Source organism: Mycobacterium sp. (assembly GCF_965277065.1).
Classification (GTDB): domain Bacteria; phylum Actinomycetota; class Actinomycetes; order Mycobacteriales; family Mycobacteriaceae; genus Mycobacterium.
Genome location: NZ_CBDIBT010000019.1, coordinates 1,002,347 through 1,018,506 on the forward strand (window position 1 = coordinate 1,002,347; position 16,160 = coordinate 1,018,506).

Sequence of the window (16,160 nt, forward strand, 5' to 3'; positions counted from 1 at the left end):
CCCCATCTGCACCGACACCAGGGTGTGCGCCGTTTTTGGAAATCAACTCATATGCGATATCAGTCGGGGCAGTGATATCACATACGAGTCGTTTTCCAGATTCACCACACGCCTCGCTCAGGGGACTGCTGGGGCGGATGTGACTAACGGCCGGCCATCTCTTCGAGACGGCGAATCCGCTCTTCGATCGGCGGGTGCGTGGAGAACAGCGACCCGATCTTTTCGCCGGCGCGGAACGGGCTGGCGATCATCAGATGCGCCTGCGCAGCCAACTGTGGCTCAGGCGGCAGCGGCGCGACCTGCACACCGCCGGAGATCTTGCGCAGCGCCGAGGCCAGCGCCAGCGGGTCGCCGGTCAGCATCGCGCCGGACTCGTCGGCCTGGTACTCCCGCGAACGGGACACCGCCAGCTTCACCACCGTCGCGGCGATTGGGCCCAGTAACGAAACCAGCAGCAGCGCAAAGGGATTGCCGCCCTCACGATCGTTGCCACTCATCGACCCGAAGATGAAGGCCATGTTCGCCACGGCGCTGATCACCGACGCCAACGCGCCGGCCACGCACGAGATCAGGATGTCGCGGTTGTAGACGTGCGACAGCTCATGCCCCAGCACCGCGCGCAGCTCACGCTCATTCAGGATGCCGAGAATGCCGGTGGTGCAGCACACCGCGGCGTTGCGGGGGTTGCGGCCCGTGGCGAACGCGTTGGGCGCGGCGGTGTCGCTGATGTAGAGCCGCGGCATCGGCTGGTGCGCGGCGGTGGCCAGCTCGCGCACGATCCGGTAGATCGCCGGCTCCTGCACCTCCGACACCGGCTGCGCATGCATTGCCCGCAGCGCCAGCTTGTCGCTGTTGAAGTAGGTGTACACGTTCATGCCGACGGCGAACAGCACGGCCACGAACATCACGCCCCGGCCGAACAAACTGCCCACGAACACGATCAGCGCCGACATACCAACCAGCAACGCGAACGTTTTCGCCGTGTTGTGATGCGGATGCCAGGTCATCAGAGTCCTCCTACGGTCACCTGATCTAACGCCGAGGAGCCGCCGCAGAGTTCCGCTTATCAGCCGTGTCGCTGAATCGTGTAATCGACCAGCGTCGCAAGCGCGTTCCGTCCGGGGCTTTCGGGCAGCGCGGCCAGTTCTTCGCGGGCCTGCGCCGCGAACTGGGCAACGGTCTCCTTGGCCTTGGCCATGCCCGGCGAGGTCCGCAGCAACCCCAGCGCCTCGGCGAGCACCGCGTCGTCCTCGATCGGCCCGGTCAGCAGTTCGCGCAGCCGATCGGCGTCGGGTCCGGTGTCGTGCAGCGCGTAGAGCACCGGAAGGGTGTGCACGCCCTCGCGCAGATCGGTGCCTGGCAGCTTGCCGGACTCGTCGGGATCGCTGTCGATGTCGATGATGTCGTCGGAAATCTGAAACGCCGTGCCGACCAGATCACCCAGTCGGCTCAGCCGCTCGGTCTGCTCCTCGTCGGCGCCGGAGAACATCGCCCCGAACCGGCCGGCCGCGCCGATCAAGCAGGCCGTCTTCTCATGGACGACCTTGAGGTAGTGCGCGATCGGGTCAGCCTTGTCTACGGCCCCCTGGGTTTCGCGCATCTGCCCGGTCACCAACTGGGCGAAGGTCTCGGCGATGATTCGCACGGCGTTCGGGCCCAGCCGCGACACCAGCCGCGACGCGGTCGCGAACAGGTAGTCGCCGGCCAAGATCGCGACGTTGTTGCTCCACCGCAGGTTGGCGCTGGGGGCACCGCGTCGCACCTGCGCCTCGTCCATCACGTCGTCGTGGTACAGCGTGGCCAGATGCACGAGTTCGATGACTGCACCGGCGATGGCAACCTCATCACTGTCCGGATTCGGGCCCAGCTGGGCGGACAGCACCGCGAAAAGCGGCCGGAATCGTTTGCCACCGGCCTCGAACAGATGCAACACGGCGTCCGTCATCAGGTCGTCTGACCCGCGCAGCTCGGCTTCCATCAGTTGCTCGATGCGAGCGACACCGTCACGCACGTCGGTGGCGAATTCGGCGTCCCCGAAGGCACTGAGATCGATGCCCGCCACAACCGTTTCCGGAGTCCTCACTCAACCAACATACTGGTGAACATGGACTTCCATGCCGACGTGGTGGTAGTGGGCGCCGGACCGGCCGGCTCGGCAGCCGCGGCGTGGGCGGCGCGCGCCGGTCGCGACGTGCTGGTGATCGACTCGGCCAACTTTCCCCGGGACAAGGCCTGCGGCGACGGTCTGACGCCGCGGGCGGTCGCCGAACTGGAACGCCTGGGGCTCAGCGAATGGCTCGACGCGCGGATCCGGCACCGAGGCCTGCGGATGAGCGGGTTCGGCGGCGAGGTCGAAGTGCCATGGCCGGGCCCGTCGTTCCCGTCGACCGGCAGCGCAGTGGCCCGCGTCGAGTTGGACGACCGGATTCGCAAAGTCGCCGAGGAATCCGGCGCCCGCATGCGGCTCGGCGTCAAAGCTGTCGGCGTCCATCACAATGCATCGACCCGGGTGGTGTCGGTGACGTTGTCCGACGGCAGCCAGGTCGGCTGCCGTGAGCTGATCGTCGCCGACGGCGCCCGCTCGACCCTGGGCCGCGTCCTGGGCCGGCGCTGGCATCAGGAGACGGTGTACGGGATCGCCGCCCGTGGCTACCTGGCCACGGCCCGCAGCGACGACCCCTGGCTCACTTCGCATTTGGAGCTGCGATCGCCCGACGGCGCGGTGCTGCCCGGCTACGGCTGGATCTTCCCGCTGGGCAACGGCGAAGTGAACATCGGCGTGGGTGCGCTGTCGACGACCAAGCGGCCGGCCGAGCTGGCCCTGCGGCCGCTGATGTCGTACTACACCGACCTGCGCCGCGACGAGTGGGGCTTCGAGGGCCAACCCCGTGCCATATCGTCAGCGCTGCTGCCGATGGGTGGAGCGGTATCCGGTGTGGCAGGCCGCAACTGGATGCTGATCGGCGACGCGGCGGCGTGTGTCAACCCGCTCAACGGCGAGGGCATCGACTACGGGCTGGAGACCGGCCGGCTGGCCGCGGAGATGCTCGGGTCGGGCGACTTCTCCGCCGCCTGGCCGAACGTGCTCCAATCCCATTACGGGCGGGGGTTTTCCGTCGCCCGCCGACTGGGCCTGTTGCTGACGTTCCCACGGTTCCTGCCCGCGGCCGGCCCGCTCGGGATGCGCTCGACGACGCTGATGGGCATCGCGGTGCGGGTGATGGGCAACCTGGTCACCGACGAGGACGCCGACTGGGTGGCGCGGGCGTGGCGGGGCAGCGGGCGGATCTCCCGGTTGCTGGATCGCCGAAGGCCGTTCAGCTGACGGCGTTGCGCAGCAACGGAAGAACCTGCTCGCCGATCCTGGACACCTCGGACAGATACGGGGTGTCCGACAGCACGAAGTGTTTCACCCCGAGGTCGGCGTACTTCTGCAGGGCAGCCGCGACTTCCTCGGCCGACCCGACCAGCCACGTCGTCCCGGCTCCCTCGCCGCCGTATTTGCTCGGCGCGGTGTAGAGGCAGGAATCGAGCACTTCGCCGCGGCCGGCCAGCTCGCTCAGCCGTCGCTGTCCTTCCGCTGACTTGGCGTTGTGCAGCAACAACACCGAGGGTTTGCCGGCCAGTTCAGCGACCTTCTGCTCAGCGTCCCGCCACGCCTCTGCGGAGGTGTCGCGGACCAGCGTCGTGATGCGCAGCCCGTACTCCAGCGGCGCGTGTTCGCGCCCGAGTTTCTCGGACAACGCCGTGAGCCGTTCGATACGCTCGGCGATCCCGTCGAGTGGCTCACCCCAAAACAGTTGCACGTCAGCCTCTTCGACGGCCACCTCTTCCGCCGCGGCCGAGGCGCCACCGAAGTAGAGCGTGGGATGCAAGCCTTCCTCGGCGCCGAACGGGCGCGGCTGCAACGTCGAGTGTTCGACAGAGAAGTAATCGCCGTCGTAGGTCACGTCCTCTTCGGTCCACAACCGACGGACCAGCTGCAGGAATTCGCGGGTCCGGTCGTAGCGGCTCGACTTGTCCAGGTCGACATCGCCGTAGGCCAGGACGTCGTCGGCGCCGGTGACCACGTTCACCAGCAGCCGGCCCTGACTGAGCTGGTCGAGCGTGGAGGCGGCGCTGGCGAAATGCGCGGGATGCCAGTAGCCGGGCCGAATCGCGACCAGCGGTGCGAACGTCGTCGTCCGGGCGGCGATCGCGGTCGCGATCGTGAACGAGTCCGCCCGTCCCCAGCCCGCGCCGATCAGCGCACCACCCCAGCCGTTGCGCTCCGCGCGCTGCGCGAGCTCGACCGAATACTCCAGGCTGCCCCAGCCGTCGACGGTGTCGTCGCCCCGGTGACCGGACAGCACTGTATTCGGGATGTACCAAAGAAATTCGCGGCTCACCGGGCCCGATAGTGGCAGACCGGAGCGCACCGGGCCATACCGAGAATCAAGGCGAATGAAAGTCAGCGCGGCGCTTTGTAGGCGGCATGGAGCGCGACGATGCCGCCGGTGAGGTTGCGCCAGCGCACCGCCGACCAGCCGGCCCGGGTTATCTGATGGGCCAGGTCGGCCTGGTCCGGCCAGGCTCTGATCGACTCGGCAAGGTAGACATAGGCTTCCGGATTGCTCGACACCGCCCGCGCGACCCGCGGCAGAGCCTTCATCAGGTATTCCTTGTACACGGTGGCGAACATCCCATTGGTGGGGGTGGAGAACTCGCACACCACCAACCGGCCGCCGGGCCGCGTCACCCGGGCCAGCTCGGACAGAGCGGTCTCGCGCTCGGCGACGTTGCGCAGCCCGAAGCTGATCGTGACCGCGTCGAACACGTTGTCGGCGAACGGTAACCGGGTGGCGTCGCCGGCGACCTTGGGCACCTTGCGGGCCGCGCCTGCGCCGAGCATGCCGACCGAGAAGTCCGCCGCCACACACCACGCCCCGGAGCGGGCCATCTCCACCGTCGACACCGCCGTACCGGCGGCCAGATCAAGCACCTTCTCGCCCGACCCGACGCCCAGCGCCTTGGACGTGGCGCGCCGCCAGTACTGGTCCTGGCCCAACGACAGCACGGTGTTGGTGATGTCGTAGCGGCGCGCGACGCCGTCGAACATCGATGCCACCTCACGGGGGTCTTTGTCCAGCGTGGCGCGGTTCACGCCTCGAACTTACCGGGCCAATCAGGCCATGCGGGAATGAGCTGCCAACCTGTGCGTTAGAGACCAGCATGGCTGAAAAAGTTTGGTTCATCACCGGTACTTCACGTGGCTTCGGACGAGAGTGGGCGATTGCCGCGCTGGAACGGGGCGACAAAGTCGCCGCGACCGCGCGCGACACCGCGTCACTGGACGATCTCGTCGCCAAATACGACGACGCGATTCTCCCGCTGAAGCTGGACGTCACCGATCGCGCCGCTGACTTCGCCGCCGTCAAGCAGGCCCACGACCATTTCGGGCGCCTCGACATCGTCGTCAACAACGCCGGCTACGGCCAGTTCGGCTTCATCGAAGAGTTGTCCGAGGCCGACGCGCGGGATCAGATCGAGACGAACGTCTTCGGCGCGCTGTGGGTCACCCAGGCCGCGTTGCCGTACCTGCGTGCGCAGGGCAGCGGCCACATCATCCAGGTGTCGTCGATCGGCGGCATCACAGCTTTCCCCAACGTCGGCATCTACCACGCATCCAAGTGGGCGCTGGAAGGCTTCTCCCAGTCGTTGGCGCAGGAGGTCGCGCCGTTCGGCGTACACGTCACGCTGATCGAGCCGGCCGGTTTCTCCACCGACTGGTCCGGGTCGTCGTCACGGACCGCCGAGCAGCTGCCGGACTATGCCGAGTTGCACGCCGAGAACGAGAGGGTCCGCAAGACTCGTTGGGCCGCACCCGGTGACCCGACGGCGTCCGCCGCGGCCGTGCTCAAGGTCGTCGACGCGGATGAGCCGCCGCTGCGGGTGTTCTTTGGTGACGCGCCGTTGGGATTAGCCAAGGCCGACTACGAGCAGCGACTGCGCACCTGGGAGCAATGGCAGCCCGTCGCCGAGTTGGCGCAGGGCTGAGAGGTCACTGACCCTGCGCGTGTTGCCGGCGCATGCGTGCGCGGGCAACGGGCGATAGGACGGCCTCGTAGTGGCCGAGCAACTCGTCGCAGATGGCGGGCCAGCTGCGTTTGAGGATGCTGCGGCGAGCGGCCACCGAGTACCGCTCGCGGTCTTCGAGCAGATGCGCGACAGCGTTGGGCAGTTGCGCCTCGAATTCCTTGACCCCCAACAGCAGTCCGGTTCGCCACGGCGTCACCAGGTCGCGGGGTCCGCCTGCGTCAGGAGCGATCACCGGCAACCCGGACGCCAGCGCCTCTTGGACGACTTGGCAGAACGTCTCGTGCTCACCGGCGTGGACGAAGACGTCCATACTGGCGTACGCCTTCGCCAGCTCTTCGCCATACAGCGCACCGGTGAAAACGGCTGTGGGCATTGCCGATTGCAGCTTCGCGCGGTCAACTCCGTCGCCGACGATGACGACCTGTACGTCGCCGGTGGCGGCGAGCGAGGTGAGCCGTTCGACATGCTTCTCCGGCGCGAGTCGACCGACGAATCCGACGATCGGCTTGCCGTCCGGCGACCAGTGCTGTCGCAACGCCTCGTCGCGGCCCGACGGCGCGTAGCCGATCATGTCGACGCCGCGCGCCCACTTGTGCACCCGCGGAATACCGTGACTGACAAGTGATTCCATGGTCGCGGTGGACGGAGCCAGCGTCCGGTCGGCGAGCTTGTGCAGGTGCCGGAACCAGGCCCAGGCCGCTTTCTCGGTGACGCCGATGCCGTAGCTGGCGGCGAACCCGGGCACGTCGGTCTGGTACACCGCGACCGTCGGCACCCCGAGGCGCCGGGCCGCTTTCACCCCGCCCCAACCGAGCAGGGCGGGCGAGGCCAAATGCACCACATCGGGCTCGAATCCGCGCAGCACGCGCAGAATTCGTGGCAGCGGCAGACCCAACGGCAGCGTCGTCACCTTCGGGAACATCCACGACTGCACCCGATGCACCCGGATACCGTCATAGAGACGATCTGCGGGTTCCTCGCCGTGCGGGGTGTCGGGCGCAATGACAAGCGCTTCATGGCCGGTACGTCGGAGGTGCTCGAGTGTTCGGATGACGGAATTACTCACGCCGTTGACCTGCGGGAGAAAAGATTCCGCGACAATCGCTACTCGCACACCATCACGGTGGCAGCGTCGACTGTCGATATGGTTACCGACTGGCGTACGCGACACGAACTCTGACCCAAAGGGGACTCTGACAATGCGGTTCTACCTGCACGTATGGGCCACGGTGCTGGGATTGGTGATGTTGGCCACCGGCAACGCGCACGCCGACGTTCCACGAACCTTCGACGCCAACGGCGTGCTGGTCGGATCGTGGATCGCCCCAGTGCAGTTGGAGGTCTTCTGCGAACCGCAATGCCCCCACTGCGCGGAGTTCGAAGCGGCCGACGGTGATCGGGTGGCCGCCGCGCTCGCCGGCGGCCGGTTGGCCATCACGTATCGGTGGCTGACCTTCCTGGACGGCCGGCATCACAACGACGTGTCCGCCCGTCTGGTCAACGCGCTGTTTCTGGCCGCAGACCCGGCCACGTCGCCGACGGCGTATCAGGCTTTCGTGCAAGACCTCTACCGCCACCAGAGTTCCGACGGCCCGACGGTCGACGCCGTCGTGACGATGGCCCGCGAAAGTGGACTGCCCGACCTGGTGGCCGACCGGATCGCGGCCGGCGACAGCGTGGTGGACACCGTCGCGGTCAACGACGCGAACAAGGCCCGCCTCAAAGAGGAGAACCCGGCTAACCCGGGTACCCCGACGATCTACAACCTGAACACCAGAAGCGTTGTCGACACTCAAGATCCGGGCTGGCTGGACGCGCTGACCAGCTGACGGTCCAGCCGCTTGTCCATCCACGCCAGACCGCTCAGCGCTGCCGCCCCGATCAGCCAGCCGACCACGGCGATGGAACCGGCCGGGATGATCGCCAGCTTGGCGGTACGGTGTTGCACGCGAACCAGATTGGGGTTCAGCTTGTCGTACTCGACGTAAATCCGCATGCCCGTTGCCAATTGGGATGGATACAGCACTCCGAGCTCGGGCCGGTAGGTGACCCGGTCCGGCGTGACGAACTCGATGGTCGAGCGGCGCGGACCCGCGTCGAGCACTTCGGCCTCGGCTACACCCATATCGTTGTGAATCGCAATGTCATTGCGTACCGCGCCGGCTACCAACAGCAGCGACTGCAGTGTGGCCAGCGTGACGAGGATCAGCACGAAGATCCGGGCCAGCCGCACCGCACGGTGCCCGGGAGTGTTCGGGAATTCGCCGCTGCGACCGTGAATGAGTATGCGCCACCAGGCTTTCAGCGCCGCGAGAGCGCCGGCCGGTCGATTCACAGGGCAGCCTTGATCGCGGCGTGCAGTCCGCGCAGCGACGATCGGTCCGCTTTGACCTCCAGCACCCGCATCCCGCCGGCTGGTTCATCGAGGGCGGCACCCAGCTGGTCGAGCTCGATCTGCCGGCTGTCGATGTGATAGGCGCGGCACAGCGCGCCGACGTCGACGTCGTGCGGGGTGCCGAACACCCGGGCGGAGACGTCGGAGAACCGTGGGTCGCCCTGCTCGAGCAGTTCGAAGATGCCGCCGCCGTTGTCGTTGGACACCACGATGGTCAGGTCCGCGGGAACCGGCTCGGTCGGCCCGATCAGCAGGCCGGAGCTGTCGTGAACGAAGGTCAGGTCGCCGATCAGCGCCACCGTGCGGCCTCCGGTCGGGTCGTGCGCGAGCGCCGCCCCGATCGCGGTCGACACCGTCCCGTCGATGCCGGCCACGCCGCGATTGGATCGCACCGTGATACCGCGCGGGTTCAGGCCGACCAGTGCGACGTCGCGCACCGGGTTGGACGCGCCGAGGACCAGCTGATCGCCGGGGCGCAGCGCATCGGTCACCGCGGCGGCCACGTGCAGGCCCGTGGTCAGCGGGTGCGCCGCGAGCTGCTCGCGCACCGCGGCGACGGCGTGGCCGTTGAGCTCGGCGCAGCGGGTCAGCCAATCGGGGTTCGGCGTGCCGGTGGTGACGGCGCGGGTGCCGGTGGCCTGCGAGTTGCCCGAGACGTCGGGCCAGCGCGGCCCGGTGGTCAGCGCGTAGACCGGCACCGACGGGTCGGCCAGCAGCGCCGACACCGGCCGGTGCAGGGTGGGCCGCCCCAGCATGATCACCTGCTGGGGGTGCAGGTGCGATAGCGCCAACGGATGCAGCGGGTATGGGGGGGGACGGCCAGAAAATGAAGTGGGCTCGGCGACCGTCGGCAGCGCGGCCAGCTCGGGCCGCACACCGGCGCCGTGGCCGGCGATGACGATCGTGTCGAGGCTCAGGTCGATGTCCAGCGGCTGGTCGAAGCTGACCACCGGGGTGTAGGTCCATGGCTTGCCGTCGGGGCGGCCCGGCGGGACGGGCCCGGGCTCGAGGTCGGGCACCAGCGGCTCACGCAGCGGGATGTCGAAATGCACCGGTCCGGCGTTGGCGCTGCGCGCGCCGGTCGCGGCCACCACGACGCGGCAGGTGGCCGATCGCCACGTCGCGTTGAGGGCGTCCATCCGCTCCGGGACATCTTCGGCCAGGCCGAGGCTGATCGTGGCGCGGACCTGGGTGCCGAAGTAGCCCAGCTGTTCCATGGTCTGGTTGGCGCCGGTGCCGAGCATTTCGTAGGGCCGGTTGGCCGACAGCACGATCAGCGGCACCCGCGCGTAGTTGGCCTCCACCACGGCAGGCCCGAGGTTGGCCACCGCGGTGCCCGACGTCATCGCGACGCAGACCGGGGTGCCTGCGGCGATCGCCAGCCCGACGGCCAGGAATCCGGCGGTGCGCTCGTCGATGCGGACGTGCAGCCGCACCCGGCCGGCCCGGTCGGCGTCCTGCAGCGCGAACGCCAGCGGGGCGTTGCGCGAGCCCGGGCACAGCACCACGTCGCGGACACCGCCGCGGATCAGTTCGTCGACGACCACGCGGGCCTGCGCCGTCGAGGGATTCACCAGTTCAGCCTACGTGGGGCGCCTTCGGGGGCCGAGCAGACGCAAAATCGCATGACACAGCGACGCGCGAGACGATTCTGCGTCTGCTCGCGGCACAGGTCAGAACCCCATGCTGGCGAAGAACTTCAGCGCCGCGGCGTTGACCACCTCGGGCCGCTCCAAGAAGCCCAGATGCCCGGTGTCGGCGACCAGCTGGTACCTGGCGCCGGGAATGGCGTCGGCGACCTCTTTGCTCAGGTGCGGCGGCGTCACCACGTCGTCGGCGAAACCGAGCACCAGCGTCGGCGTGGTGATCCCCTGGTAGGAGGGCAGGTGGTTGCCCTGCGGCGAAACCCAGCCCTGCCGGATGATTCCCGGCGTGATCTTGATCGGCCAGATGGTGAACATGCTGATCCACTCGGCGACCGCTTCGTCGTTGCTGAGCGTTTTAGGCGAAAAGCTCTCCAGCAGGCGGATTTTGGCGTCGTACGCGGTCGGGATCTGCACGCCGGAGGCGGCGAGCTCGTCCTCGGCGGTCCGGAAGAACTCGCGCGCCTTGTCCAGCCGGCCGCGGGTGGCCATCAGCACCGTCTGGGTCACCAGCTCGGGCCGCGCCAGCATCAGCTCCTGGGCGATGAAGGAACCCATCGACACCGCCACGATGCGCACCGGCCCGACGCCGAGCGACTCGATCAGCGCCGCAGTGTCGGCGACCATGGTTTCGGTGGTGAAACCGTCGGCGCTCGCTGTCGCGCCGACCCCGCGGTTGTCGAAGGTGATGACGCGGTAGCCGGCGTCCAGAAACGCCGGGACCTGATTGAGATGCCAGGTGCGTCCCAGTCCACCGCGTCCGGCGATGAAGAGGACGGGTTCCCCCGTCCCGTTATCGTCATAAGCCAGGTTGATCACGTCGACGAACCTACGCGACTCCGGGCGTTGGCAGCATTTGGCAGCTCGCTGCATCGAGCTGGCAGCGGGTTCTGGCATTGACTGTCGACATGACACAGCTAGCCCTCACACCGGCCACCATCGAATACCGTGAATACGGTCCGCAGGATTCGGCGCATCCGCCGGTGGTGTTCGTCCACGGCGTCCTGGTGAACGGCGAACTGTGGCGTGCGGTGGCCGAAAGGCTGGGTCGGCTGGGATACCGCTGCATCGTGCCGACCTTGCCGTTGGGCTCGCACACCATCCCGGTCAGCGACGCCGGCGTGCTGTCGCTGCACGGCGTCGCCGGGATCGTCAACGATGCGATCGCCGCGCTTGACCTGTCCGAGGTGACGCTGGTCGGCAGCGACACCGGCGGCGGCATCTGCCAGCTTGCCGTCGACGCCAACTCCGACCGGATCGGCCGCCTGGTGCTGACCAATTGCGACGCTTTCGAGCAATGCCCGCCGTTCCCGTTCAGCGCGGTGTTCGGCGTGCTCCGCGGCCCGATCTCGATCAAGGCGATGTTGGAGCCGATGCGGCTTCGGCCGCTGCGGGACTCGGCGCTCGGATTCGGCCTGCTACTCAGCCGGCCGGACGAGCAGGTGACGGCCGACTGGATTGCGCCGTGCCTGAACGACAGTCGCATCCGCCGCGACCTGGCGGCGCTGCTGCGTCAGATCGCCAAGACCGATCTCACCGAAGTGGCGACCCGCCTGCACCGGTTCGACAAGCCGGTCACGCTGGTCTGGGGTCAGGGCGACCGGGTGTTCACCCCGAAGCTGGGCAGGCGACTGGCCGCGGCGTTCAGCAACGCCAAGCTGATCGAGGTGCCGGGCGCGCGCACCTTCGTCTCGATGGACGAACCCGACGCGGTGGTCGACGCGATCGCCGGCTAGCGACGGGCTTTGCTCCGGGCTGCCGTCAGCGCGCGGTTCCACAACAGTCGCGTCCCGGCGTTGAGCTGAGCCGGTTTGGCGATATCGCGGGCCATCAGGGCGGTGGCGACCGCCTTGGTCTTCGCGGATGCCTTCGACATGTGGCCGCTGTCGAACGGCGGCTGCGGGTCGTACTCCATCGACAGCTGAATGACCTTCGCCCGTTCCTCACCGCCGATCTGGCCGGCCAGCCAGAGCGCCAAGTCGATTCCCGCCGACACCCCTGCACTGGTGATTATCTTTTTTCCGTGGCGCTCCGCTGCTACCACCCGTTCATCGCCAACGGGCTTGGCGCCCAGGGCTTTCAGCATGCTCAGGGCCGCCCAGTGTGAGGTGGCGCGTTGACCGTCGAGCAGCCCCGCGGCCGCGAGGACTACCGAACCCGAGCACACCGACGTCGTCCAGGTCGCGGTCCGATGCGTGGTGCGCACCCAGTCCAGCAGCTTCTCGTCGCGGGCGTGTTCGACGGTGGTCATCCCGCCGGGCACCAGAATCACATCCGGCGAAAGGGTTTCGGCGAACGAGTGGGTGGCGCCGATGACCAGGACGCCGGAGTCGGCGGTGATCGGGCCCGGTTCGTGCCACACGAAGCGGACCTCGGTGTCGGGCAGCCAGCGCAGCACTTCGTAGGGCCCGATGAAGTCCAGCGCGGTGAAACCTGGATAGACGACGATCGCGATCTGGGTCATGCGAATGTCTTTCTGTACTGGTCGGGTGAGACACCGACCCGTCGGATAAAGTTGCGGCGCATGGTTTCCGCGGTGCCGAAGCCGCAACGTGCGGCGATCGCGACCACAGTATCGTCGGTCTGCTCGAGCTGTCGGCGGGCCGCCTCGGTGCGAACCCGCTCGACGTAAGCGCCGGGTGCCTCGCCGACTTCGTCGGTGAATACCCGGGTGAAATGCCGGGGGCTCATCGCGGCGACGCGAGCCAGTTCGTCGATACTGTGCGCGCCACCGGGTTCGGCTTCGACGGCGTCCTGGACGGCGCGGATCGGCTCGCGTTTGGCGCGGGTCACCCAGACCGGCGCGGCGAATTGCGTCTGCCCGCCGGGCCGCCGCAGGTGCATCACCAGATAGCGGGCGACGGTTTGAGCCACCTCGGTTCCGTGGTCCTCTTCGACCAGCGCCAGCGCCAAGTCGATGCCCGCGCAGACGCCCGCAGCCGTCCACACCGTCGGTGAGCTACGCACGAAGATCGGGTCGGGGTCGACATCGATCGCCGGGAATTCCCGCGCCAACTCGTCGGTGTGAGCCCAGTGCGTGGTCGCCCGGCAACCGTCGAGCAGGCCTGCCTGCGCCGCCAGGAAGGCGCCGGTGCACACGGTGACGACGCGACGGGCCAGCGGCGCCGCGGCGGCGATCCAATCGATCAGCCGCGGATCACGCTTGTCGGGGCGGGTGCCCTGACCGCCCGGCAACACCAATGTGTCGACCTGCTCCGGGGGGTCAGGCAGCGTGGCGGTGCCGAAGGTCAACCCGGCCCCGGTGGACACCGGCTGCCCGTCGAGGGATGCCAACACCGGCTCATAGCCCTTTTTACCCTGGGCGGCCAACGCCGTCGACGCCCCGGCGAACACATCGAACGGCCCGACCAGATCCAGCGCTTGCACGCCCGGAAAGCCGACAATCAGGACTTTTCGCGTCATACGGCTAGTGTTGGCGATCAGCCCCCATGTCGTCTACGCCATGCACCCCACAAATCAGGACAGCAGCGGATAGCAGGCCCGGATCCGGTCGATCCACCACTGCCGGCGCTCCGGCGACGCGGCCAGGGCCTGCAGTCGCGCCGGGTCGGGTGTTACCGGCCCGACCGGCAGGTAGCCGTCTTTCGACTCGACCAGGTCGGCGATGTCCTCGACGAACAGCCGGCCGGTGCCCAGCCCGCAGGCGTGGTTCAACGTCGGCAGCGCCGCGGCGGCGGACAGCCCGACCGCGATGCCGACCGCGGAGTCCAGCGCGCTGGAGACCACGACGGGGATATCGATCTGCGCCGCGATCGCCAGCAATGCCGAAATACCGCCCAGCGGAGCGACTTTGACGACAGCGATGTCGGCCGCGCCGGCGCGGACCACGGCCAGCGGGTCGCCGGCCTTGCGGATGCTTTCGTCGGCGGCCACCGGCACGTCGATTCGCCGGCGCAACTGCGCGAGTTCGTCGACGGTGGCGCAGGGCTGTTCGAGGTATTCCAGCGGGCCGGACACTGTCAGCGCCGCTGCTGCTTCAAAGGCCTCGGCCACGGTCCAGGCGCCGTTGGCGTCGACCCGCACGGTGGGCACCTGCGCCCGGACCGCGTCGACCCGGGCGACGTCGTCGCCGAGGCTCTGGCCGGGCTCGGCGACCTTCACCTTGGCCGTGCGCGCGCCGGGAAAGCGGGCCAGGATCTCCGGCACCTGCGCGGCGGGGACGGCGGGGACGGTGGCGTTGATATCGACACGGTTGCGCAGCGGCGGCGGGGCCGGCCGGTAGGCCGAGTCGAGGGCGGCGGCCAGCCAGTGCGCGGCCTCGGCGTCGCCGTATTCGAGGAACGCGCCGAATTCGCCCCACCCGGCGGGGCCGTCGATCAGCGCCAGCTCGCGGGTGGTGATGCCCCGGAAGCGCACCCGCATCGGCAGCGAGACGACGTGCAGGCGGTCGAGAACGTCGGGCAGCGTGGGGGTCACGAGGTGTAGACCGGGCGACCGGCCAGGAACGTCGCGCGCACCTGCAGGTTGGCGATGTCCGCCGGCGGCACCGCACGCGGATCGGCGGACAGCACCACCAGGTCGGCGTATTTGCCGACCTCGAGCGAACCGATGATGTCGTCGCTGAACAGCTGCCAGGCCGCGTCGATGGTCTGCGCCCGGATGGCCTGCTCGACGGTCAGCCGCTCCTCGGGACCGAGCACCCGACCGCTGGGCGCCATGCGGGTGACGGCGACGCTGATGTTGCGCAGCGGCTCCTCGGGCGTCACCGGCGGATCGTTGTGCAGCGAGATGCGCATGCCGGTGGCCACCGCGGAACCTGCTGGCATCCAACGGGATCCACGCTCCTCGCCGAACAGCCCGTCGACGATGACGTCGCCCCAGTAGTGGATCTGGTCGACGAAGATGCTGCAGGTGACGCCGAGGTCGGCGGCGCGCCGCAGCTGCTCGGGCCGAATCGCACCGACGTGCTCGAGGCGCAGCCGGTGGTCGTGGCGCGGATTGCGTTGCAGCGCTTGCTCGTACACGTCGAGGATGGTGTCCACGCCGGCGTCGCCCTGTACGTGGCAGGCCATCGGCCAGCCCAGCGGGTGGTAGGCGCCGACGATCTCGGTCAGCTGTTCGGCGGTGTAGTTGGCGTGGCCACAGGAGCCCGGCGTCACGCCGATAGTCCGGGTGGCCGCGGTGTCGAGGTACGGGAACGACAGCGCGATGTTGCCGATCCACGGCGAGCCGTCCACCCAGATCTTGATGCCGACCTGCCGCAGCATGTCGTCGCCCTCGCCGGGCGTGGCGTCGGTCGTCATCTGCGGGTTGGACATCTCATAGGTCCGCAGCCGCACGGTGAGCATGTCGTGCAGACCGTCGACGAGGGGTCGCAGCGAGGGATCGAAGGCCATCTCCGAGCATGTGGTCAGCCCGGCCCGGTTGAGCCGGGCGCACTCGGCCAGCAGCATCGCCGGATAGTCGCTCGGCGAGATGGCCCCGTTGAGCAGCGGGAACACCGCGCCGGATTCCTCCGCGCTGCCGTCCAGGTCGCCGTTGGCGTCGCGGCCGTACTTGGCGCCCTTGGGGTCGGCCGTGTCGCGATCGAGCCCGGCCCGCTGCGCGGCGCGCGAATTGAAGTAGGCCTTGTGGCCGGAGTTGTGGATGATCACCAGCGGATCGTCGGGCGCGACCTCGTCCAGCCAGCCCAGCGTCGGCTCCGGCAGGCCGTCCTGCAGCAGCGGATCCCAGCCGTTGAGGTAGGCGCCGTCCGAGCCGCGGCGGGCCACCTCGCGGCGAACCGCGTCGACCACCTCGCCCGCGTCGCGCAGGGTGACCGGCCGGATGTCGACCAGCCGATCGGACAGCGCGATCGCCTCCATCAGCGGATGACCATGCGCCTCAACGAAACCCGGCATCGCGCAGCCGTCACCAAGGTTGATGGTCTCGGTGTCCGGGCCGATGAACTCGCCCACGTCGGCCCGGCTGCCGACCGCGACGATCCGGCCGCCCGCGATGGCCAGCGCCTCGGCGGTGGGCTGGGTGTCGTCAACGGTCAGGACGGTTCCGGTGATGACGACATCTGCGGCGGCCATGGGGTC

Annotated in this window: 16 protein-coding genes; 4 read left to right on the forward strand and 12 right to left on the reverse strand. The window is 68.5% G+C overall.

What is annotated here, in order from left to right; translation table 11 throughout:
* Positions 1-143: 143 nt before the first annotated feature.
* Together htpX and grcC1 are read right to left on the reverse strand one after the other, a co-directional pair.
* Positions 144-1,007 (reverse strand): zinc metalloprotease HtpX, encoded by an 864-nt coding sequence (gene htpX / locus ACQY5A_RS22030; protein ID WP_428342414.1) that lies wholly within the window; start codon positions 1,005-1,007, stop codon positions 144-146.
* A gap of 59 nt (positions 1,008-1,066) precedes the next feature.
* Entirely contained in the window at positions 1,067-2,083 is a 1,017-nt protein-coding gene (gene grcC1, locus ACQY5A_RS22035) for a nonaprenyl/(2E,6E)-farnesyl/geranylgeranyl diphosphat synthase (RefSeq protein ID WP_428342415.1), read from the reverse strand.
* A gap of 21 nt (positions 2,084-2,104) precedes the next feature.
* Between grcC1 and menJ the strand changes: the two genes are divergently transcribed.
* Positions 2,105-3,325, forward strand: a complete 1,221-nt coding sequence (menJ, locus tag ACQY5A_RS22040; protein ID WP_428342416.1) for a menaquinone reductase — start codon at positions 2,105-2,107, stop codon at positions 3,323-3,325.
* Here menJ and ACQY5A_RS22045 read toward each other — a convergent pair.
* Together ACQY5A_RS22045 and ACQY5A_RS22050 are read right to left on the reverse strand one after the other, a co-directional pair.
* Positions 3,318-4,388, reverse strand: coding sequence for an LLM class flavin-dependent oxidoreductase (locus tag ACQY5A_RS22045; protein WP_428342417.1), 1,071 nt, complete (start codon positions 4,386-4,388; stop codon positions 3,318-3,320). The genes menJ and ACQY5A_RS22045 overlap by 8 nt on opposite strands.
* 62 nt (positions 4,389-4,450) lie before the next feature.
* Positions 4,451-5,143, reverse strand: a complete 693-nt coding sequence (locus ACQY5A_RS22050) for a demethylmenaquinone methyltransferase (RefSeq protein ID WP_428342418.1) — start codon at positions 5,141-5,143, stop codon at positions 4,451-4,453.
* Positions 5,144-5,211: 68 nt separating this feature from the next.
* Between ACQY5A_RS22050 and ACQY5A_RS22055 the strand changes: the two genes are divergently transcribed.
* A complete protein-coding gene (locus ACQY5A_RS22055; RefSeq protein WP_428342419.1) occupies positions 5,212-6,036 on the forward strand; it encodes an SDR family oxidoreductase in 825 nt (274 codons plus the stop codon).
* Between the two features lie 4 nt (positions 6,037-6,040).
* Here the strand turns inward: ACQY5A_RS22055 and ACQY5A_RS22060 are convergent, their stop codons facing one another.
* Positions 6,041-7,192 carry a glycosyltransferase family 4 protein gene (locus tag ACQY5A_RS22060; protein WP_428342420.1) on the reverse strand — a complete coding sequence of 384 codons (1,152 nt, stop codon included), beginning with the start codon at positions 7,190-7,192 and terminating at the stop codon, positions 6,041-6,043.
* Positions 7,193-7,277: 85 nt separating this feature from the next.
* Between ACQY5A_RS22060 and ACQY5A_RS22065 the strand changes: the two genes are divergently transcribed.
* Complete coding sequence (locus tag ACQY5A_RS22065; protein WP_428342421.1) at positions 7,278-7,907, forward strand: DsbA family protein; 630 nt, start codon at positions 7,278-7,280, stop codon at positions 7,905-7,907.
* Here the strand turns inward: ACQY5A_RS22065 and ACQY5A_RS22070 are convergent.
* The 3 genes from ACQY5A_RS22070 to ACQY5A_RS22080 all read right to left on the reverse strand — a co-directional run bounded on the left by ACQY5A_RS22070 (position 7,871) and on the right by ACQY5A_RS22080 (position 10,935).
* Positions 7,871-8,383, reverse strand: a complete 513-nt coding sequence (locus tag ACQY5A_RS22070) for a DUF3592 domain-containing protein (protein WP_428343283.1) — start codon at positions 8,381-8,383, stop codon at positions 7,871-7,873. The genes ACQY5A_RS22065 and ACQY5A_RS22070 overlap by 37 nt on opposite strands.
* Before the next feature lie 26 nt (positions 8,384-8,409).
* Entirely contained in the window at positions 8,410-10,047 is a 1,638-nt protein-coding gene (gene menD / locus ACQY5A_RS22075) for a 2-succinyl-5-enolpyruvyl-6-hydroxy-3-cyclohexene-1-carboxylic-acid synthase (protein ID WP_428342422.1), read from the reverse strand.
* A gap of 99 nt (positions 10,048-10,146) precedes the next feature.
* Complete coding sequence (locus tag ACQY5A_RS22080; RefSeq protein WP_428342423.1) at positions 10,147-10,935, reverse strand: alpha/beta fold hydrolase; 789 nt, start codon at positions 10,933-10,935, stop codon at positions 10,147-10,149.
* Positions 10,936-11,024: 89 nt separating this feature from the next.
* Between ACQY5A_RS22080 and ACQY5A_RS22085 the strand changes: the two genes are divergently transcribed.
* Entirely contained in the window at positions 11,025-11,852 is an 828-nt protein-coding gene (locus ACQY5A_RS22085) for an alpha/beta fold hydrolase (RefSeq protein WP_428342424.1), read from the forward strand.
* Here ACQY5A_RS22085 and ACQY5A_RS22090 read toward each other — a convergent pair.
* The 4 genes from ACQY5A_RS22090 to ACQY5A_RS22105 are packed head-to-tail and all read right to left on the reverse strand — an operon-like array spanning position 11,849 to position 16,154.
* Complete coding sequence (locus tag ACQY5A_RS22090) at positions 11,849-12,580, reverse strand: DJ-1/PfpI family protein (RefSeq protein ID WP_428342425.1); 732 nt, start codon at positions 12,578-12,580, stop codon at positions 11,849-11,851. The genes ACQY5A_RS22085 and ACQY5A_RS22090 overlap by 4 nt on opposite strands.
* Positions 12,577-13,539, reverse strand: coding sequence for a GlxA family transcriptional regulator (locus ACQY5A_RS22095; RefSeq protein ID WP_428342426.1), 963 nt, complete (start codon positions 13,537-13,539; stop codon positions 12,577-12,579). The genes ACQY5A_RS22090 and ACQY5A_RS22095 overlap by 4 nt, the downstream gene beginning before the upstream one ends.
* A gap of 54 nt (positions 13,540-13,593) precedes the next feature.
* Positions 13,594-14,553 carry an o-succinylbenzoate synthase gene (locus ACQY5A_RS22100; RefSeq protein ID WP_428342427.1) on the reverse strand — a complete coding sequence of 320 codons (960 nt, stop codon included), beginning with the start codon at positions 14,551-14,553 and terminating at the stop codon, positions 13,594-13,596.
* Positions 14,550-16,154, reverse strand: coding sequence for an amidohydrolase (locus tag ACQY5A_RS22105; protein ID WP_428342428.1), 1,605 nt, complete (start codon positions 16,152-16,154; stop codon positions 14,550-14,552). Before ACQY5A_RS22105 ends, ACQY5A_RS22100 begins: the two co-directional genes overlap by 4 nt.
* Between the last annotated feature and the right edge of the window lie 6 nt (positions 16,155-16,160).